The sequence below is a fragment of the Stenotrophomonas sp. genome, from assembly GCF_032103445.1.
Taxonomy (GTDB): domain Bacteria; phylum Pseudomonadota; class Gammaproteobacteria; order Xanthomonadales; family Xanthomonadaceae; genus Stenotrophomonas.
Genome location: NZ_DAMDFR010000080.1, coordinates 1 through 20,010, shown reverse-complemented (window position 1 = coordinate 20,010; position 20,010 = coordinate 1). Strand labels below are relative to the sequence as shown.

Here is a 20,010-nt window from a genome sequence, read left to right as displayed (position 1 = left end):
GTTTGATCCCGAAATCGCCCTTGCATAGGCAGGGGCGAGACGGTATCTACGCGACCGGGATGGCTGGGGTGGTAGCGTCGGTCGACAGACGACGGCCGTGAATGGCGCAACGCCCATTAACGACGTAACCCCCAAACGAAACCGACGCTTTTCACCACACACAAAAAAAGGGCGAGGTCTCCGCCTCGCCCTTGAAAAATTCACCACCGGAAATCTTCGCGTATCACCCCAACTGCAGGCACACCATCGCGTGCGCGGGCAACACCACCTGGTCACCGTCAATGCCACCGGCATCCGGACCCGGCACGCTCAATGCCGTCCACTCCCCCGCCGGCAACGGCGCAGACACCGCATCACCGGACAGATTGAACGCCAGCAACAACGTCTCACCTGCATGCCGGCGTTCAAACATCAACACCGGCTCGGCGCTGTCCAGGAACCGGATGTCACCCAAAAGCAGCGTCGGCATGGTGTGGCGCCACGCCAGGAACTGGCGGAACGCGTTCAACACCGAATGCGGGTCATGCTCCTGCCCGGCCACCGAGCGTGCGCGGTGCTCGTCGGAGATCGGCAACCACGGCTGGCCGGTGGTGAAACCGGCCTGTTCGGCATCGGTCCACGGCAACGGGGTGCGGCATCCATCGCGGCCTTTGAAGTTCGGCCAGAAGGTGATGCCGTAGGGATCCTGCAGCGCCTCGAACGGCACGTCGGCTTCGCCCAGGCCGAGTTCTTCGCCCTGATACAGACAGATCGAGCCACGCAGCGAGCACAGCATGCCCACCAGCATGCGCGCCAGGCGCGGGTTGGCGGGATGGCCGCCCCAGCGGGTGACGGCGCGCTCGACGTCGTGGTTCGAGATCGCCCAGCACGGCCAGCCTTCGGTCATCGCCGCTTCCAGGCGCGAGACGGTGCTGCGGATGTAGTCCACGCTGTAGTCATCGACCAGCAGCTCGAAGCTGTAGCCCATATGCAGGCGGCCGGCGCTGGTGTACTCGGCGGTGGTGGCGAGCGAGTCTTCCGAGGAAATCTCGCCCAGCGCCACCGCGCCGGGGAACTCGTCCAGCAACGCGCGCAGCTTGCCCAGGAACGGAAGATTCTCGGGCTGGGTGTTGTTGTAGTAGTGGTACTGGTAGGCGTACGGGTTGTCCGGGCTGAAACCACGGCCCACGCGCTTGTCGGCCGGCTTGGGCGGGTTATCGCGCAGCTGGCGGTCGTGGTAGCAGAAGTTGATCGCGTCCAGACGGAAGCCGTCCACGCCGCGCTCCAGCCAGAAGCGGACGTTGTCCAGCGTGGCCTGCTCGACTTCCGGGTTGTGGAAGTTCAGGTCCGGCTGGTCGGCCAGGAAGTTGTGCAGGAAGTACTGCTCGCGGCGCGGTTCCCACTGCCAGGCGACGCCACCGAACAGTGACATCCAGTTGTTCGGCGGGGTGCCGTCTTCACGCGGATCGGCCCACACGTACCAGTCGGCCTTGGGGTTGGTACGGTCCTGGCGGCTTTCGCGGAACCAGTCGTGCTCGATCGAGGTGTGGCTGAGCACCTGGTCAATCATCACCTTCAGGCCCAGGCCGTGGGCCTTGGCGAGCAGACGGTCGAAGTCGTCCAGGTTGCCGAACAGCGGGTCCACAGCACGGTAGTCGGCAATGTCATAGCCGAAATCGGCCATCGGCGACTTGAAGAACGGCGAAATCCAGATCGCGTCCACGCCCAGCGCGGCGATGTAGTCCAGGCGCTCGATGATGCCGGGCAGGTCGCCCACGCCGTCGCCGTTCGCGTCCAGGAAGCTGCGCGGGTAAATCTGATAGATGACGGCACCGCGCCACCATGGAGTGTTCGTCATCGTGAGCCCCCCTCCGGGCTTCCATAGGGCACCCGCCAGAGGGGTGCCGGATCATGCCCGACAAGCTTAGCGGCGGCCCCTGCGGGGTGGTGCCATTTGCATACGTATTCACGCCGGGACGGCCTATAATCGGGCTTACGCCTGAAAGTACGACCGCATGACCATCACCGAAGACACCCGCTCCGCGCTGGGCCTGCCCCAGATCCAGACCCTCGCCGCGCCCGACATGGCCGCGGTGGACGCGCTGATCCGCCGCCGCCTGTCCTCCGATGTCGTGCTGATCAACCAGATCGCCGACCACATCATTTCCGCCGGCGGCAAGCGCCTGCGCCCGATGCTGGTGATGCTGGCCGGCCACGCGGTCGGCCAGGCCGGTCCGGAACACCACCAGCTGGCGGCGATCATCGAGTTCATCCACACCTCGACCCTGCTGCACGACGACGTGGTCGACGAATCCAGCCTGCGGCGCGGCCGCAGCACGGCCAATGCGCTGTGGGGCAATGCACCCAGCGTGCTGGTAGGCGATTTTCTGTACTCGCGCAGCTTCCAGCTGATGGTGGAACTGGATCGCATGCCTGTCATGCAGATCCTGGCCGACACCACCAACCGCATTGCCGAAGGCGAAGTGCTGCAGCTGCTGCACGTGCACAACCCGGACACCGACGAAGCCGCCTACCTGCGCGTGATCGAGCGCAAGACCGCGGTGCTGTTCGCCGCCGGCACCCGCCTGGGCGCGCTGGCCAGCGGGGTCGATGAAGCCACCCAGCAGGCGCTGTACGACTACGGCATGCACCTGGGCTATGCATTCCAGATCGCCGACGACGTGCTGGATTACTCGGCCAATGCCGACGAACTGGGCAAGAACCTGGGCGACGATCTCGCCGAGGGCAAGGCCACGCTGCCGCTGATCCACGCGATGGCGCATTCGGATGCCACCACCCGCGAACGCCTGCGTGAAATCGTGCAGAACGGGGATGCCTCGGCCATGCCGGAAGTGCTGGCGGCGATCCATGCCACCGGCGGGCTGGATTACAGCCGGCAGCGTGCTGAGGAATATGCCGCTGCGGCTGAGCGTGCGCTGGATGGGCTGGCCGACAATGATGCCGTGGCCGCCCTGCGCGGGCTGGCGCGGTATGCGGTGCAGCGTTCGCATTAACGGTAGTGCCGGCCGCTGGCCGGCTTCTCGCATCACCAAACACCGCGCGGTGCCGGCCAACGGCCGGCACTACCGGGCCATGAACTACCGCTTGTCGAAGAGCCCTTCGAAGAACGAATCCAGGCTCTTCCACGCCCGCTTCGCCGCCCGCTCGTCATATGCACAACCCGGCGGGTTGTTCGCATCGGCCTCGGCAAAACAATGCACCGCGCCGCTGTAATTGGTGAACTCCCAGTCCACCTTGGCCGCATTCATTTCCTGCTCGAAGCTGCTGATGTCTTCCGCGGTGACGCTCTTGTCGTCAGCCCCGTTGAGCACCAGCACCGACGGATGCGTGCCACCGGCCTTGGCCGGCAGCGGCGAGCCCAGACCGCCGTGCAGGCTGACCACGCCGGCCAGCGGCGCACCGGCGCGGGCCAGTTCCAGCACCGTGGTACCGCCGAAGCAGAAGCCGACCGCGCCGATCCGGCTGGCATCCAGCGGGGCCTTGCCGGCCTGTTCCTTCAGTACCTCCACCGCCTTGAGCGCACGCGCACGCAGCACCGGACGGTCGTTACGCAGCTTGGTCGCCACCGGGCCCGCCTCGGCGTCGGTCTTGGGGCGCACGCCTTTGCCGTAGACGTCGGCGACCAGCACCACGTAGTCGTCGCCGGCGAGCTTTTTGGCCTTTTCGATGGCCGAGGCGTTCACGCCCTTCCAGTTCGGCACCATCACCAGACCGGGACGCTTGTCGTTGTCTTCGTCGTCATAGACCAGCACCCCGCTGAAGGTGGTGCCGTCGTGCTGCCATTCGACCGGTTTGGCCTGCATGGCCGCCCAGGAGGGCATGGCCGCCATGCCCAGTACCAGTGCCGCACCCCACTGCCATTGCTGCTTCATGCGCCTGCTCCTTCGGGGAAAGCGCCACTTTAACCGGAAGACTTGTGAGGTGATGTAGAGCCACGCCCTGCGTGGCTTCGACCCTGTCTGGCACGGCGCAGCCACGCAGGGCGTGGCTCTACGGACCGATCAGGCACTGCGCGGACACGCATGGCGTGTCCCTACGCGAATGCGGCACGCGCGGTCCAGACATGGGCGTTACGCGAATGCGGCACGCGAGGTCCGGGGCGGGCGTTGGATGTCACGGATTCGCAGGCCCCTGTAGGGACACGCCACGCGTGTCCGCGCGGTGCCGGGAATCAGGCAATCCCGATCCCGGCAATGGCGGTGATCGCATCCGGATCAAACCCGGCCAACTGGGCAAAATGCCGACCGCGCGCCACGTAATCCTTGTACACGCCATAGCTCGGCGCACCCGGGGACAGCAGCACCACCCCACCCTGCCCGCCGAGCGCATCACAGGCGATCCGCACCGCTTCGTCCAGATCCGCCGCCGCATGCAGGCCAAACCGCCCGGCCTCGGCCAGCGGCTGCAGCAATGCATGAATGCGCGGGCCGTTGGCGCCCATGGTCACGATCTCCAACGGTGGCACGTCATGCGCCATGTGCTGCATGAAGTCGGTCCAGTCCAGGCCACGGTCATGGCCGCCCACCAGCAGCGCGATGCGCTGGCCGGCAAAGCACTCCAGCGCCGCCAGGCTGGCGTGTGGCGTGGTGCTGATCGAATCGTTGACGAAGCGCAGACCATCGCGCTCGCCAATCACCTGCAGACGATTGGGCAGCGGGCGGAAGCTCTGCACCGCCGGTGCCAGCGCCACCGCGTCCAGGCCCAGCGCTTCGACCGCCGCCAGCACCGCACACAGGTTGCCGCGATTATGCCGGCCGGGCAGCGGCGTGTTGGCCGTATCGAACACCGCCTGCTCGCCGCGATACACCCACTCGTCGCGCATGTGCCAGCCCTGCGGCTGGTTGAACCACACCACTTCGCTGTGCGGCAGCTGCAACGCAGCCAGGTGCGGGTCGGTCGCATTGAGCACGGCGATGCGCGGTGCGGCTTCGGTCACCAGTGACAGCTTGTCTTCGATGTAACGCGCTTCGCTGCCATGCCAATCCAGGTGCTCCGGGAACAGGTTCAGCACCACGGCGACCTGCGGGTGCGCGGCACTGCGCGCCACTTCGCCGGTCTGGTAACTGGACAGCTCCACCGCCCAGTACTGCGGAGCCGGCTGCGGCTCCAGCACTTCCAGCAGCGGCAGGCCGATGTTGCCGACCAGGCCGGTGCGTGCGCCGCTGGCGCGCAACAGGTGCGCCAGCAGCGACGTAGTAGTGCTTTTGCCCTTGGTACCGGTCACGCACACGGTGTCGCGCACGGTGCCTTCGGCGTCGGCGTGCTCGGCAAACCACAGCGAGGTGCCGCCGATGAACTGTGTGCCCTGTGCAGCGGCCTGCTGGGCCGCTTCGCCATAGGGACTGATGCCGGGCGACTTGATCACCACCTCGAACGCAGCCAACGCTTCACCGCTGACATCACTGCGCACAGTCAACGCGCCCTGGGTTTCAGCGCGCGCCGCCTCGGCTTCCGCTGCCGGGCAGAACAGGGTCAGCGCCAGGGCCGGCAGTCGCTGGCGCAGCACGGCAAACGCCGCCCTGCCCTCACGCCCCCAACCCCATAACGCAACCCGCTTGCCGTCAAGCTGCGAAATTCGCACGCAGGCGCTCCCAGATCGCCGCCGGAATACGGTGTTCGCCTTCCAGCACCAGCAACGGCTCGATGCTCAGCTCGGACGCGTCCAGCTGCGGCTGGATCTCCTGGATGAAGCGCTTCACCAGCACGTCCTCGCTCCACTCCGGACGCGCCGCCAGGGTGGCCATCGCCGCACGCGATTCGCGGCCTTCGCCCACGCATTCGAACGGCTTGTGGTCCTGGAACTCCAGCAGCGCATCGAAGCCGCCGGCCTGTTCGGCGTCGTCCAGCAGGTTCCGGCCGAAGATGCGCACCAGGCGGGTCTTGGGCATGAACGGAGCCAGCGCCAGGAACACGAAATGGCACTTCGGGCAGACCCCGCACCAGCGGTTCACCGGTCGCTCGCCGAGGATGTGGAAGTTGCGGTTGCAGCTGGAGAAATGCGCGTCGTAGAAGTCGCTCTTGGCGAACTGCCGTGCCACCGCCAGCTCGGACAGCGGACGCAGCAGCGAGTAGTACTGCAGGTCGGCCGCAACGTGCTTCTGCAGGTGTTCGCCGAAGGCCTGCTCGAACGCCCAGCCTTTCGACCACTGGTGGTTGACCTCACCGGTGCCGGGAATCTGGCTGCCGTAGCTGGCCGAACGCTCGTTGGAGAACACCACCTGGTTCACACCCTGCAGCAGCGCGGCCAGGGCCATGATGGCCGAGTTCACCGCGGTGACCGGAATGTGCCCGTTCCACGCACCCTGGCGGTTTAGTTCAAACAGCTCCGGTGCCAGCACGCGGCCGATGTTCAGGGTGGGCAGCCCGGTGCGCTCGGCGCAGGCACGGATCAGCTGCGAGCCGCCGATCCAGGTGACAGTCTCTTCAATACCCAGCGCGCGCAGCGCCTCGATGCTGACCAGTGAGTCCTTGCCACCGCCGATGGCGACCAGCGCATGCTCGCGCAGGCCAGCAGCCGGAGCGGCCACCGCCTCGCCCTGCACCGGCAGGCGGAAGCGCCCGCGCAGGTTCAAACCGTTGCGGTAGGCAAACTCGCCCAGGCCATTGAGGTACACCGTTTCCACCAATGCGGCGGTATCGGCATCGATGGCGTAGCTGTCGATGCGCACATCGTCCGGCACCGCCGCCTTGTAGTAGCTGACACCCGCGAACAGATGCAGCAGGCGCAGGGCCTGCTCCACCGCCTGCGCACGGGCACCGTCCAGCACGAACGGCGCACCCGGAATGGTGACCGTCTCGACCAGTTCAGGACCGTTGTCGAAGGCATAGACCAGCTGGGCCACGCCGGTCTGCGCGTCCAGCGCACAGCGGACGAAGCGGAAGGTGGCAACCTGGTGTTTATCGAAAGCAGTCATGGCGTATCCGGTGAGGCGTGGCGTTTTCGCGGCGGTGCGCGAAGGCGTTCAGTTAAGGGGTGCGGCGCGCTGTCAGGGCGTGTCATCGATCACGTCCTCGCGCGGCAGCGCACGCTGGTTGTAGGTATTGGCCATGACATAGCCGTAAGCACCGGTATCGGCGATCAGCATCACGTCGTCCGGAGCGGTCGATACCGGCAGGCGGCGGCGCTTGCCGAACACGTCACTGGATTCACAGATCGGGCCGACCACGTCGAACATCGCCTCGGCGTAACCGCCAAGACGGCTCAGGTTCTCGATGTCATGCCAGGCGTCGTACAGCGCCGGGCGCATCAGGGTGTTCATGCCGGCATCCAGCCCAACCCGGCGGATGCCGTCCTTCTCCACCACCTGGGTGGCGGTGGTCAGCAGCACGCCGCATTCGGCAACCAGATAGCGGCCCGGCTCGATCGCCAGACGGAAGGCCGGGTGCACCGCCTTGACCTCGGCCAGACCCACTGCCCAGGCGTCCAGGTCGAACGGCTCGTCGTCGGCGCTGTACGGAATGGGCAGGCCACCGCCGATGTCGATGGTTTCCACGCTGCCGATGCGGCGCGCGAAGCCGGCCAGTTCATCGCACATCAGACGCCAGTGCTGCGCGGTTTCCACGCCGCTGCCCAGGTGGGCATGCAGGCCGACCACGCGGGTGCCCAGCTCGGTGGCCAGACGCACGAACTCATCAACGCGGGCGATCGGCAGGCCGAACTTGGAATCCTTGCCGCCGGTGCGGACCTTGGCATGGTGGCCTTCGCCACGACCCAGGTCGACGCGCAGCCACAGTTCGCGGTTGCGGAACAGGTCCGGCCAGCGCTGCAGCGCTTCCACGTTGTCCAGGGTGACGGTTACTCCCAGCGCGAAGGCAGCTTCGTACTCGGCGCGCGGGGCGAAGCTGGGGGTGAACAGCACGCGGCGCGGCGACAGCGCCGGCAGCGTGTTGAACACGTGCTTCAGTTCGCCGTGCGAGACACATTCCAGACCGAAGCCTTCCTGCTCCAGCACTTCCAGAATGGCCGGGTGGCTGTTGGCCTTGATCGCGTAGTAGCGCTGGTCAATCGGCTTGATCGCGGCCAGCGCGCGGGCGCGGGCGCGCACCGTGGGCAGGTTGTACACATAGCGCGGGGTGCCGGCCTGGGCGAGCTGCAGCAGGTGCTCACGCTGGCCGCGCCACCAGGCGGTTTCGCGCGGGCGGATGGTGCCGGCAATTTCGCGCCAGCGCGGGCCGAACACCTCGCCCTCTTCCACCGGCATCGCGCCGCTGTCGATCAGCTCGGCGTGCAGGATCGGCAGCAGGCCGTCGGCATCGGCTTCGTCGATGACGAAGGTCAGGTTCAGGTCGTTGGACGACTGCGAGATCATGTGCACGCGTTCGCGGCCGAAGGTGGCCCACACGTCCGACAGCTTGTGCAGCAGCGAGCGCATGCCGCGCCCGACCAGGGTGATGGCCGCGCACGGTACGATGATCTTGACCTTGCAGATCTGCGACAGGTCGGCCGACAGCGCCGCCAGCACGTCGGTGCTGACCAGGTTCTCGGACGGGTCCAGCGACACGGTGACATTGGTTTCGGCCGAACCGATCAGGTCGACCGACAGGCCGTGCTTCTTGAACAGCCCGAACACGTCGGCGAGGAAGCCGACCTGCTGCCACATGCCGATGCCTTCCATCGACACCAACACGATGCCGTTGCGACGGCTGATCGCCTTCACCCCCGGCACCGGTGCGGCGTTGCCGTCGATGCTGGTGCCCGGCAGTTCCGGGCGCTCGGTGTCGAGGATGGCCATCGGCACGCCGGCGTCGCGGCACGGCTTGATCGAGCGCGGGTGCAGCACCTTGGCCCCGGTGGTGGCGATTTCCTGCGCCTCGTAATAATCCAGGCGGGTCAGCAGGCGCGCATCCGGCACGTCCTTGGGATTGGCGCTGAACATGCCCGGCACGTCGGTCCAGATTTCGACCCGGCTGGCACCGAGCAGCGCACCGAAGTACGCCGCCGAGGTGTCCGAGCCGCCACGGCCCAGAATGGCGGTACCGCCATCGGCGTGCTGGGAGATGAAGCCCTGGGTGATCAGCATGCGGGTCGGCTGGGCGTGGAAGCGCGCGGCCCACTCGGCATCCGAACGCCACTGGCAGTTCACCGACAGGCGCTGTGACCACTCACTCTGGTTGGGCTGCGGCGGCAGCGCCTGCAGCCACTGGCGGGCGTCCATCCAACCAAAATCCAGGCCACTGGCGCGCAGGTAGGCCGCGCCCAGGGTCGAGGACAGCAGTTCGCCCTGACCCAGCACTTCCGCCTGCCAGTCCAGCGGACGAGCGGCCGCGCGCGGATCATCGAGCAGGCCCTGCAGCGCGTTCAGGCGTTCGTCCAACGCGCTGGCATCCAGCGACAGCTCGGCCAGGAATTCGCGGTGGCGTGCGACCAGCGCATCCACGCGGGCACGACTGTCGGCGGCACCGTCGGCAATGGCGGTCAGTTCGTTGGTGACCCCAGACAGCGCCGAGACCACCACCAGCACGCGCGCGCCGGTTTCTTCCGCACGTTTTTTCGCCAGCTTCCCGATCGTGTCCCAGCGGTGACGACGCGACACGGAGGTGCCGCCGAACTTCAGTACGATCCAGCGATCGACAAGGGGGGAAGCTGACATGGAGAAAGAAATATAGGTAATGGAGGGGGTTCGCCCGGCACACCGGGACGAACCTCCGATTCTATGCCAAGCCCGGCCCCCGCTGGGCCATCGCCCCCTGCCCCGGCGGCGGCGCGGCGGCTCACTTGTTAAGCTGCCCGCCCGTTCCCCCGATCCTGGCCGCCATGTCTTCGCGTCGTTTTCTGCAGTTGGATGTGTTTTCCCCCTACCCGGGTGCCGGCAACCCGCTGGCGGTGGTGCTGGACGCCGAAGGCCTGGACGAGGCCCGCATGCAGGCGATTGCGCGCTGGACGCGACTGCCGGAAACGACCTTCGTGTTTGCCCCGCAGGCCCCGGGCAGCAGCTACCGGATCCGCATGTTCAGCCCGCAGAAGGAAGTGCCGTTCGCCGGGCACCCCAGCGTGGGCACCGCGCATGCGGTGCTCGAGGCCGGTCTGGCAACCCCGGTGAACGGGGTTCTGGTACAGGACGGCATTGCCGGCCTGCTGCCGCTGCGGGTGACCGGCGAAGGCGCGCAGCGCAGCATTGCCATCCGCACCCCGCGCGCGGCGGTGGCGGAGGTGACCCGCGCTGACGATCCGCGCCTTCAGGCGGCGTTGCGCGGCTGGGCCCTGGGCGCGTTGCCGCCGGCGCGGATGGATGGCGGACGCAGCTGGTGGGTGGTGGAACTGGTCGATGAAGCCACTCTGCGCGGACTGACGCCGGACTGGGAGGCCATCGCGCAGTTGGCCGAGAGCACGGGCAGCATGGGCGTGTTTGCGTATGCGCGCAGCACCGATGCGCACCATGACCTGGCGGTGCGCGCCTTCGTCGGCAACGGTCGGCGCTTCGAGGATGCCGCCTCGGGTGCGGCCAATGCGGTGCTGGCGGCGTGGCTGGACAGCCGCGACGCGCTGCCGGGACGTGGGCGGGACTACGTGGTCAGCCAGGGTCGCGAGGTCGGGCACGATGCGCGCCTGCATCTGCATATCGATGCGGAAGGCGATGTGTGGTCGGGGGGGCAGGTGCAGACGGTGATCACCGGCACGATTGACTGGTGATGGACCGGGGGTTCCCCGCGTAGGGACGCGCCATGCGCGTCCTCGGGGTAATCGCGGACACGCATGGCGTGTCCCTACGCGATGCCCATGCCCGGTGCCGGGCATGGGCGCACGGATCAGCTGGCCAGCTCGGCCTTGAGGCTGATCGGCACCGCACTCAATGCCTTGGAAACCGGGCAGTTCTGCTTGGCATCATCGGCCACGGCGCGGAACTGGGTTTCATCGATCCCCGGCACCACCGCCTTGACCGACAGGCTGATCTGCGAAAGCTGCGGACCGCCCTCCATGGACAGATCCACCTTCGCCTCGGTGTCCAGCGTGGTCGGCGGAAAACCGGCTTCGGTCAGCTTGGCCGACAGCGCCATGGTGAAGCAGCCGGCATGTGCGGCGGCGATCAGTTCTTCCGGATTGGTGCCCTTTTCATCGCCGAAACGGCTGCTGAAGGCATAGCGGGTGTTGTCCAGCAGGCCACTCTGTGGCGTGCTCAATTGTCCCTTGCCTGTCTTCAGGTCACCTTCCCAGTGTGCTTTGGCGTGACGCGAAATGCCCATTTGATCTGTCCTCTGCGGGGTGAATGGCCGGGCCAGCGTAGACCGACGCGCGTTAGCACGGTGTCGGCCCGGCGTGTCCGCCAAACCCCCTCTAGCGCGGCGCACCCGGGTCGTGCCACCCTGTTTTCAGGGCATGACCTGATGCACTGCAGTAACCGCACATGCAAAAAAACCTGAAATTTATGCGTTTGCCTATTGGCGGCGCAGGTGACTTGCCCTACATTTCGCTTGCCGACGGGGTTCGGCGCGACCAAACAACCAACCGTTACGGAACAGGAAACCATGGCAAAGACCGCTAAGAAGGCTGCCCCGAAGAAGGCAGCGAAGAAAGTCGCAACGAAGGCAGCCGCCAAGCCGGCCGCTCCGAAGCCGATCAAGGAAGTGCTGACCAAGTCCGGCCTGGTTGCGCACATCGCTGAAGCCTCTGGCGTTGTCGCCAAGGACGTCCGCGCCGTGCTGGCCTCGCTGGAAAGCGCAGTGGCCTCTTCGGTGCACAAGAAGGGCGCTGGCAGCTTCACCCTGCCGGGCCTGCTGAAGATCACCGCCGTCGCTGTTCCGGCAAAGCCGAAGCGCAAGGGCATCAACCCGTTCACCAAGGAAGAGCAGTGGTTCGCCGCCAAGCCGGCCACCACCAAGCTGAAGGTGCGTCCGCTCAAGAAGCTCAAGGACGCCGCGCTGTAATCTGCGCGCTTCCAGGCAACACCGGAACGGGACGGCCATGGCCGTCCCGTTTCGTTTCCGGCACGCGTTGTGCGGCGAAACACAGCGTTGCCAAAACCCGGCGCTCGCTGTCGGTTGCCCGCAAAACCGCAGCCCACGGCACTCTTCGGGCACCGCGCGATGGCTGAAACGCACAGGGTGGAACACTGCGTGCAGCCCTGCCTGTCGCAGCCCGGTGCCACGCCACCTATGGTGGGCATGTCCCCCACCCCTGCGTGCCGCCATGACCAGCTCATCCCAGCGCTACCGCATTACCGTTACCCCGATCGAGAAAGATGGGTTGCAGTGCAGCGGACGCTGCACCATCGAACTGGAACACCGCGCCCAGCAGGACTGGATGCGGCTGTTGGAAGCCGCACGCCGCCAGAGCGGGCTGAGTGGTGATGAGCGCGCGGCCGCCGTGGTGGCCACGCAGTTGCTGCTTGATCTGGCCCGCCGCCACGCCGACGACCCTGGACACCCGTTGACCGCGTTGCAGCCGCGGCTGGATGAAGTGCTGGCGGCGCTGGACGCGGTCCAGCGCGGCTGACAGCACGCTATGCTGCGTGGGTAGCGCCAGCCGTTGGCTGGCCCAGGCGATGGGTGATCGCCAGCCAGCCGGGCAAGCCCGGCTCTACCCAGGATGTCGGTGATGCGTCGAGTTCTGCTTCTGCTGCCGTTGCTGTTGGGCGGGTGTTCCTGTCAGCCGGAAAGTGCGCGTGCACCGGACGACCGGCCGCCGCTCCAGGATGTTTCCGCCGCAGCTCTCCCACCGCAGGACACCAGCGTCGGCGAAGTCGAGCACGCCGCGCCAGCAGTGGTGAGCGCAGTGGCTGCCGGCGCAGCGGACGAAACCACCACTATCCGCAACTACATCAACGTGCTGCTGCGACCCGACCGTGCCGCCTCCGATGCGTTCTGGACCGGCGGCAGCGCCGGCAGCCGCCCCGACGACCAGGTGTTGCGCGGCATCCCCAACCTGCGCACGCTGCGGGTGGATACCGAACAGCCGATCAGCCGCGACTCCGCCGTACCCTCGCGCCTGCGCGAAGTGCCGGTACGGGTACGTGCAGTGACCGCGGAGGACACGTTCTTCTACGAAGGCTGGTACCGGGTACAGCCGCGCGTTGACGGCAGTGGCTGGGAGATTGTGGGGGCGTCGGTGCAGCCTGTGCTGCGGTGATAGCTGTGGCGCAGCCACGCAAGGCGTGGCTCTACGTAGAGCCACGCCCTGCGTGGCTGCCATGAAGCCCGGATTCATCCAGAAGCGCTATCGTGGCGCTTCATCACTCACTGCCTTGCCGCCATGACCCTACGTCCCCTGCTCGTCCGCCTGGCCGCCAGCGCCGCACTGATCGCCGCCGCCGTCGGCGCACAGGCCGCCCCGAGCATTTCCGGAAAGGAACTCTCGGTGGGGGCCACCGATGTGCAGCAGTATCTGGAGGGCAGCTTCCCGCGCACGCAGGGCGTCCTGGGCGGGCTGGCCAATGTCACCATGAGTCGCCCGCAGCTGACCCTGCCTCAGGGCAGCCGCCTGGATCTGGGGCTGGATGTAGCGGCCGCATTTGCAGGCGGGGCCCCCACACCGCTGGGCCGGGTCACGCTGAGCAGCGGCCTGCGCTACGACGCGCAGACCCAGGGCTTCCACCTGGATCAACCTTCGGTGGATGAATTCACCCCGGTCAACGGCGGCGGGCGGCTGGATTCCAACACCCGCGGCCTGATCAACGCGGCGCTTGTCGAGTACGCCCGCCGCGAGCCGATCTACAAGATCGATCCGACCGTCGCTGCCGTGCTCGGCGCGCTGCAGGTGCAGTCGGCCCAGGTGCGCGATGGCAAGCTGGTGGTGACGTTCAACCAGAGCCTGGGCGGGTTGGTGCCGGAAGGCGTGTTGGGGAATTGATTCCCCAACCGCCGGCGTAAATCACCGCTTGGGTTGCAACATCGTCCCGGTGCACTTCTTCGCACCGCAGCGGCATTCCCAGATTTTCTTCAGGCGGGCGGTATGGCGCTCGGCCAGCACGATGCCGTAGTTGTAGGTCAGCTCCTCACCTGGCTTTATGTCGCGCAGGGCCTCGATGAACACCTTGTCCTCGCGGCGGTTGTCGCCCTCGGCTTCCTCGATCACCGCTTCGCAGTTCGGGTCGCAGCTGTGGTTCAGCCAGCGCGCGTCATTGCCCTTGTAATTGGCATCGATGACGTAGTCGTCGTTCAGGGTGAACAGGAAGGTGTGACCGCTTTCCACATCCCCGGTATCATCGGCGTCCACATCGGCGTGGCTGCGCAGCAGACCCTTGTACTGGATGACCCGCTCGCCGGCCTTCAGCGGTGCAACGGCGAACACACCGTTACCGTGGATGGCGGACTTGCGGGCTTGGATCTTCTTGGGCATCAGGCTGGCCGTTGCATTGGGGAACGACGATTCTCGCCCGCCCGGCCGAAGGTTTCCAGCACCTGAACAGGATGGGTTGGATGCCGGGACATAAAAGCGTACAATTTCAGTCCGCTTTACAACCCCACCCTTCCCATGCTCCGCGTCACCAAGCTCACTGATTACGCCACCGTGGTGCTTTCCGTGCTGGCCGCCCGTCCGGGCGATGTCCTGAGCGCCACCGAACTGGCCGAATACGCCAGCCTGGAACCGCCTACTGTCAGCAAGCTGCTCAAGCCCCTGGCCCAGGCCGGGCTGGTGGAAGGCCTGCGCGGCGTGCGCGGCGGCTACCGCCTGACCCGTCCGGCCGACCAGATCAGCCTGTTCGAGGTGGTGGAAGCCATGGAAGGGCCGCTGGGCCTGACCGAATGCGCGCACGACCACAGCCAGTGCGGCCGTGAACTCAAGTGCGGCGCGCGCAGCAGCTGGCGGATGATCAATGACGTGGTGTCCGAAGCACTGCGCAAGGTCAGCCTGGCCCAGATCCTGCCCCCTATTCCCGTTGCTGACGCCTCCCGCCGCATTGCGGCGGATGTCGTCTCCTGATCCACAGGCAGCCCCCATGGCCACCGAAATCATCGACACCGTTGCCTCCGGCGACACCCCCAACCGCGAGATCCATGAGCAGCTCGGCCGCAAGTATTCGGCCGGCTTCATCACGGAGATCGAATCGGACTCGCTGCCGCCCGGCCTGGACGAGGACACCATCCGTGCCCTGTCGGCCAAGAAGGACGAGCCGGAATGGATGACCCAGTGGCGCCTGGACGCCTACCGGCACTTCCTGACCATGCCGATGCCGAACTGGGCCAAGCTGCAGATCGCCGCCATCGACCTGCAGGCGCTCAGCTACTACTCCGCGCCGAAGGGCCCGAAGTACGCCTCGCTGGATGAAGTGCCGAAGGAACTGCTGGACACCTACGACAAGCTGGGCGTGCCGCTGCATGAGCGCGCCAAGCTGGCCGGCGTGGCCGTGGATGCGGTGTTCGACTCCGTGTCCGTCGGCACCACTTTCCGCAAGGAACTGGCCGAAAAGGGTGTGATCTTCTGCTCGATGTCCGAGGCCATCAAGGAGCACCCGGAGCTGGTGAAGCAGTACCTGGGCAGCGTGGTGCCGGTGGGCGACAACTATTTCGCCGCGCTGAATTCGGCCGTGTTCTCCGATGGCAGCTTCGTGTTCATTCCCAAGGGCGTGCGCTGCCCGATGGAACTGAGCACCTACTTCCGCATCAACGCCGGCCACACCGGCCAGTTCGAGCGCACCCTGATCATCTGCGAAGACAAGGCCTACGTGTCTTATCTGGAAGGCTGCACCGCGCCGATGCGCGATGAGAACCAGCTGCACGCCGCGGTGGTCGAACTGGTCGCGCTGGAAGACGCGGAAATCAAGTATTCGACGGTGCAGAACTGGTACCCGGGCGACGAAAACGGCGTCGGTGGCATCTATAACTTCGTCACCAAGCGTGCCGAATGCCGTGGCGCGCGCAGCAAGGTCACCTGGACCCAGGTCGAAACCGGCTCGGCGATCACCTGGAAGTACCCCTCATGCGTACTGCTGGGCGACGACTCGGTGGGCGAGTTCCACTCGGTGGCGCTGACCCATCATCGCCAGCAGGCCGACACCGGCACCAAGATGATCCACATCGGCAAGCGCACCAAGAGCAAGATCGTCAGCAAGGGCATCAGCGCCGGCCGTGGCCAGAACACCTACCGTGGCCTGGTTAAGGTCGACCGCAATGCCGACGGCGCGCGCAACTACACCCAGTGCGATTCGCTGCTGATCGGCAAGACCTCTGGTGCGCACACTTTCCCGTACATCGAGGTCAAGAACCCGAGTGCGACGGTGGAGCATGAAGCGACCACCTCGAAGATCTCCGACGACCAGCTGTTCTACTGCCGCGCACGCGGCATCGACCAGGAAAACGCGGTGTCGATGATCGTCGACGGCTTCTGCAAGCAGGTGTTCCGCGAACTGCCGATGGAGTTCGCGGTGGAAGCCAAGAAGCTGCTGGAAGTGTCGCTGGAAGGGTCGGTCGGTTAATCACCCGCGCGGCTTCATTTGAATTATTGATTGCCACGCAGGGCGTGGCACTACGGGATTTGTCACATGTTGAAGATCGAAAACCTGCACGCCCGCATCGGCGAGAAAGAAATCCTCAAGGGCCTCTCGCTGACCGTGAAGCCCGGCGAAGTACATGCCATCATGGGCCCCAACGGTGCCGGCAAGTCCACCCTGGGCAACGTGCTGGCCGGCCGCGACGGTTACGAAGTCAGCGAAGGCAGCGTGCAGTTCGACGATGCCAACCTGCTGGAACTGGAACCGGAAGAACGCGCCGCTGCCGGCCTGTTCCTGGCTTTCCAGTACCCGGTCGAAATTCCGGGCGTGAACAACACCTACTTCCTGCGTGCTGCGCTCAATGCGCAGCGCAAGGCGCGCGGCCAGGACGAACTGGATTCCATGCAGTTCCTCAAGCTGGTGCGCCAGAAGCTGGCCGTGCTGCACTTGAAGGACGAGCTGCTGCACCGTGGCGTGAACGAAGGTTTCTCGGGCGGTGAGAAGAAGCGCAACGAGATCTTCCAGCTGGCCGTGCTGGAGCCGAAGCTGGCGATCCTCGACGAAACCGACTCCGGTCTGGACATCGACGCGCTCAAGAGCGTGGCTGACGGCGTCAACGCGCTGCGTTCGGCCGACCGTTCGTTCCTGGTCATCACCCACTACCAGCGCCTGCTCGACTACATCAAGCCGGACGTGGTGCACGTGCTGGCCGACGGCAAAATCGTGCAGAGCGGCGGTCCGGAGCTGGCTCTGCAGCTGGAAGCGCACGGTTATGACTTCCTGAAGAACCGCGTGGTCCCGGAGGCGGCGGTCTGATGAGCGCGCTGCTCGATTCCCTTGCCAACGGCTTCTGCGGCAGCGACGTGCGCCGCGCCGAGCTCGATGCCGCCCTGCAGGCGGGCCTGCCCGGCCCGCGCAGCGAAGCCTGGAAGTACACCTCGCTGCGCCAGCTGGAGCGCCGCAGCTTCAGCCCGGCCCCGCTGACCGCACCGAACGTGGACACCGCCCTGCTGGCCGACATTGCGTCGCCGCGGCTGGTGTTCGTCAACGGCCGCCCGGTGCAGGCGTTGAGCGACCTGACCGGCCTGCCGGCTGGCGTGCAGGTGCAGACCCTGTCCTCCGCCCTGCAGGATGGCGAAGAAGCCCTGCGCTTCCTCGGCCGCCGCTTCGAGCGCAGCGAGGAAGTGTTCGCCCGGCTCAACGCCGCGCTGGCCGACGAAGGCGTGCTGGTACGTGTGGAAGACGGCGCACAGATCGACGTTCCGCTGCAGCTGGTGTTCATCAGCGCCGCCGGCGACACCGACCTGGCCTGGCACCACCGCCACCTGATCGAGCTGCGCGCCGGGGCCACCCTGGGCGTGGTCGAGCATCACCTGCATGTGGGTGACGCCGCGCACCTGGACAACACCCTGGTGCACGTGCACCTGGCGCAGGACGCCGTGCTCTCGCACGCCCGCGTGCAGGCCGACAGCGCCAAGGCCACCACCCTGCTGCGCACCGACGCCGTGCTGGCCCGCAATGCCCAGTACCGCCGCATCGACCTGGAACTGGGTGCGGCACTGAGCCGGCATGAATTGAATGTGCGCCTGGAAGGCGACAACGCCCAGCTCACCGCCAATGGCGTGCTGCTCGGCAATGGCCGCCGCCACGTCGATACCCGCCTGGGCATCGAGCACATCGCCCGCGATACCAGCTCGGAAATGCTGTGGCGTGGTGTTGCCGCCAACCGCAGCCGGGTGGTCTTCCACGGCGGCATCCATATCCGTGCGGGCGCGGACGGCACCGATGCCAATCTGTCCAACAAGAACCTGCTGCTGTCGGCCGATGCCGAGATCGATACCCAGCCGACGCTGGTAATCGACGCGGATGAGGTGAAGGCCGCGCACGGCGCGACGGTGGGCCAGCTGGATGCCAACGCGCTGTTCTACCTGCGCTCGCGCGGGCTGCCGGCACCGCAGGCGCAGGCCCTGCTCAGCGCCGCGTTCTGCCACGAACCGCTCAACGCGCTCGACGCGCGCCTGACCGAACAGCTGCGCCGCCAGCTGGACGTCGCCCTGGCGCAGGCAGGCGTGGCATGAACCTGTCCACACCGCGCCCGTTGGGCGACACCGTCGACGCGCCCGACTGGGATCGCGTGCGCCTGGACTTCCCGCTGCTGATGCGGGAAGTGCACGGCAAGCCGCTGGTGTACTTCGACAACGCCAACACCGGCCAGAAGCCGGTGCAGGTGATCGGCGCGGTGGACGAGTTCTACCGCCGCTACAACGCCAACGTGAGCCGCGCGGTACACGCGCTGGGCACCGAGGCCACTGATGCCTACGAAGGCGCACGCAACAAGCTGGCGCGCTTCCTCAACGTGCGCGCCAACGAGCTGGTGCTGTGCAGCGGCACCACCTTCGCGATCAACCTGATTGCGTATTCGTGGGCGCTGCCGCGACTGAAGGCCGGCGACGTGATCCTGGTCTCGCGCATGGAACACCACGCCAACATCGTGCCGTGGCAGCTGGTGGCCCAGCGCACCGGTGCGACGATCCGCGTGGCCGAAATCACCCCCGACGGCGCACTGGATCTGGACGCGCTGCGCAAGGCGATGACGCCGGACGTGAAGCTGCTGGCGGTGGCCCACGTCTCCAACGTGCTCGGCACGGTCAACCCGGTGCGTGAGATCTGCCGGGAAGCGCGCAAGCGCGGCATCGTCACCGTGGTGGACGGCTCGCAGGCCGTGCCCCATCGCAAGGTGGACATTCCGGCGATCGGCTGCGACTTCTACGCCATCACCGGCCACAAGATGTGCGGCCCCACCGGCACCGGTGCGCTGTGGGCCAGGCGCGAGCATCTGGATGCCATGCCGCCGTTCCTCGGCGGCGGCGAGATGATCAAGGAAGTCAGCTTCGACGGCACCGTGTTCAACGATGCCCCGCACAAGTTCGAAGCCGGTACCCCGAACATCGCCGGTTTCATCGGCCTGGGCGTGGCGGTGGACTACCTGGAGTCGCTGGGCCTGGAACATGTGGAAGCACGCGAGAACGAGCTGCTGGCGCACTTCACCGAAGAGCTCAACAAGATCGACGGCCTGCGCATCTTCGGCACCACGCCGGACAAGGCGGCGGTGGTGTCGTTCCTGATCGAAGGCGCGCACGCCCACGACCTGGCCACCCTGCTCGACCTGGAGGGTGTCGCCGTGCGCTCCGGCCAACACTGCGCGCACCCGCTGCTGCAGTACTACGGCGTCGCCGCCACCTGCCGCGCCTCGCTGGCGTTCTACAACACGCACGCGGAAATCGAGCGGTTCATCACCGCGCTGACCAAGGTGCGCAGGCTGCTGGGGTGACGTAAACATGCGACAATGAGAACACTTCTCATTGCCCTGCACGTCGATGTCGTCCCCGGTGGTCACCCCCGCTGCGTTTGAGCGCCCTCTGGCTGCGGCCATCGTCGTTCTGGCCCATATCGGCTTGTTTGCCGGCCTGCTGTGGACCCAGCACCGAGCGCCCTTGCAGTTGCCGCCGCCCGAGGCCGACCGCACCCAGCTGGTGCTGCTGCCGCCGCGTGCGCCGGAAGTGCCGGTGGAAGAGATCATCGCCCCGACGCCGCGCGACGCCGCCAGCGTCCAGCAGCAGAAACCGCAGCCGCCCAGGCCGCTGCC

Annotated in this window: 18 protein-coding genes and 1 pseudogene; 12 read left to right on the top strand and 7 right to left on the bottom strand. The window is 66.5% G+C overall.

Annotated features, from left to right (window positions below):
• Window positions 1-223 precede the first annotated feature (223 nt).
• Complete coding sequence (locus RT551_RS19060; protein WP_313461398.1) at window positions 224-1,837, bottom strand: alpha-glucosidase family protein; 1,614 nt, start codon at window positions 1,835-1,837, stop codon at window positions 224-226.
• Between the two features lie 157 nt (window positions 1,838-1,994).
• Here RT551_RS19060 and RT551_RS19055 point away from each other — a divergent pair, with 157 nt between their 5' ends.
• Window positions 1,995-2,993, top strand: coding sequence for a polyprenyl synthetase family protein (locus RT551_RS19055; protein ID WP_313461396.1), 999 nt, complete (start codon window positions 1,995-1,997; stop codon window positions 2,991-2,993).
• 84 nt (window positions 2,994-3,077) lie between these two features.
• Here the strand turns inward: RT551_RS19055 and RT551_RS19050 are convergent, their stop codons facing one another.
• The 4 genes from RT551_RS19050 to RT551_RS19035 all read right to left on the bottom strand — a co-directional run bounded on the left by RT551_RS19050 (window position 3,078) and on the right by RT551_RS19035 (window position 9,590).
• Window positions 3,078-3,872 (bottom strand): dienelactone hydrolase family protein, encoded by a 795-nt coding sequence (locus RT551_RS19050; protein ID WP_313461394.1) that lies wholly within the window; start codon window positions 3,870-3,872, stop codon window positions 3,078-3,080.
• 299 nt (window positions 3,873-4,171) lie between these two features.
• Window positions 4,172-5,581 (bottom strand): UDP-N-acetylmuramoyl-L-alanine--D-glutamate ligase, encoded by a 1,410-nt coding sequence (gene murD / locus RT551_RS19045; RefSeq protein ID WP_313461392.1) that lies wholly within the window; start codon window positions 5,579-5,581, stop codon window positions 4,172-4,174.
• Entirely contained in the window at window positions 5,562-6,914 is a 1,353-nt protein-coding gene (gene murL / locus RT551_RS19040) for a UDP-N-acetyl-alpha-D-muramoyl-L-alanyl-L-glutamate epimerase (RefSeq protein ID WP_313461390.1), read from the bottom strand. Before murL ends, murD begins: the two co-directional genes overlap by 20 nt.
• Window positions 6,915-6,986: 72 nt before the next feature.
• Window positions 6,987-9,590 carry a bifunctional aspartate kinase/diaminopimelate decarboxylase gene (locus tag RT551_RS19035; protein WP_313461388.1) on the bottom strand — a complete coding sequence of 868 codons (2,604 nt, stop codon included), beginning with the start codon at window positions 9,588-9,590 and terminating at the stop codon, window positions 6,987-6,989.
• Between the two features lie 164 nt (window positions 9,591-9,754).
• Here RT551_RS19035 and RT551_RS19030 point away from each other — a divergent pair, with 164 nt between their 5' ends.
• Window positions 9,755-10,630 (top strand): PhzF family phenazine biosynthesis protein, encoded by an 876-nt coding sequence (locus tag RT551_RS19030; RefSeq protein ID WP_313461386.1) that lies wholly within the window; start codon window positions 9,755-9,757, stop codon window positions 10,628-10,630.
• A gap of 116 nt (window positions 10,631-10,746) precedes the next feature.
• Here RT551_RS19030 and RT551_RS19025 read toward each other — a convergent pair whose 3' ends face one another.
• Window positions 10,747-11,181: an OsmC family protein gene (locus tag RT551_RS19025; RefSeq protein WP_125362408.1), complete on the bottom strand. Its 435-nt coding sequence runs from the start codon at window positions 11,179-11,181 to the stop codon at window positions 10,747-10,749.
• A gap of 282 nt (window positions 11,182-11,463) precedes the next feature.
• Here RT551_RS19025 and RT551_RS19020 point away from each other — a divergent pair, with 282 nt between their 5' ends.
• The 4 genes from RT551_RS19020 to RT551_RS19005 all read left to right on the top strand — a co-directional run bounded on the left by RT551_RS19020 (window position 11,464) and on the right by RT551_RS19005 (window position 13,783).
• Window positions 11,464-11,862, top strand: coding sequence for an HU family DNA-binding protein (locus RT551_RS19020; RefSeq protein ID WP_125362407.1), 399 nt, complete (start codon window positions 11,464-11,466; stop codon window positions 11,860-11,862).
• Between the two features lie 262 nt (window positions 11,863-12,124).
• Entirely contained in the window at window positions 12,125-12,430 is a 306-nt protein-coding gene (locus tag RT551_RS19015) for a DUF3861 family protein (RefSeq protein ID WP_313461383.1), read from the top strand.
• Between the two features lie 102 nt (window positions 12,431-12,532).
• Window positions 12,533-13,063, top strand: a complete 531-nt coding sequence (locus RT551_RS19010) for a hypothetical protein (protein ID WP_313461381.1) — start codon at window positions 12,533-12,535, stop codon at window positions 13,061-13,063.
• Between the two features lie 123 nt (window positions 13,064-13,186).
• On the top strand, window positions 13,187-13,783 hold the full coding sequence (locus RT551_RS19005) for a DUF1439 domain-containing protein (protein ID WP_313461379.1): 597 nt from the start codon (window positions 13,187-13,189) through the stop codon (window positions 13,781-13,783).
• A 21-nt stretch (window positions 13,784-13,804) separates the two neighbouring features.
• Here the strand turns inward: RT551_RS19005 and RT551_RS19000 are convergent, their stop codons facing one another.
• Window positions 13,805-14,272 carry an SET domain-containing protein-lysine N-methyltransferase gene (locus RT551_RS19000; protein WP_282297342.1) on the bottom strand — a complete coding sequence of 156 codons (468 nt, stop codon included), beginning with the start codon at window positions 14,270-14,272 and terminating at the stop codon, window positions 13,805-13,807.
• A 135-nt stretch (window positions 14,273-14,407) separates the two neighbouring features.
• Between RT551_RS19000 and RT551_RS18995 the strand changes: the two genes are divergently transcribed.
• The 6 genes and pseudogenes from RT551_RS18995 to RT551_RS18970 form a co-directional block, all read left to right on the top strand.
• Complete coding sequence (locus tag RT551_RS18995; RefSeq protein WP_313461377.1) at window positions 14,408-14,857, top strand: SUF system Fe-S cluster assembly regulator; 450 nt, start codon at window positions 14,408-14,410, stop codon at window positions 14,855-14,857.
• 16 nt (window positions 14,858-14,873) lie between these two features.
• A complete protein-coding gene (sufB, locus tag RT551_RS18990; RefSeq protein ID WP_313461375.1) occupies window positions 14,874-16,349 on the top strand; it encodes a Fe-S cluster assembly protein SufB in 1,476 nt (491 codons plus the stop codon).
• 66 nt (window positions 16,350-16,415) lie between these two features.
• Window positions 16,416-17,180: a Fe-S cluster assembly ATPase SufC gene (gene sufC / locus RT551_RS18985; RefSeq protein WP_313461373.1), complete on the top strand. Its 765-nt coding sequence runs from the start codon at window positions 16,416-16,418 to the stop codon at window positions 17,178-17,180.
• Window positions 17,180-18,442 (top strand): Fe-S cluster assembly protein SufD, encoded by a 1,263-nt coding sequence (gene sufD, locus RT551_RS18980; protein WP_313461371.1) that lies wholly within the window; start codon window positions 17,180-17,182, stop codon window positions 18,440-18,442. Before sufC ends, sufD begins: the two co-directional genes overlap by 1 nt.
• Window positions 18,439-19,695, top strand: coding sequence for a cysteine desulfurase (locus tag RT551_RS18975; protein WP_313461369.1), 1,257 nt, complete (start codon window positions 18,439-18,441; stop codon window positions 19,693-19,695). Before sufD ends, RT551_RS18975 begins: the two co-directional genes overlap by 4 nt.
• A 46-nt stretch (window positions 19,696-19,741) precedes the next feature.
• Window positions 19,742-20,010 (top strand): annotated as a pseudogene (locus RT551_RS18970) (hypothetical protein); the annotation flags it as partial.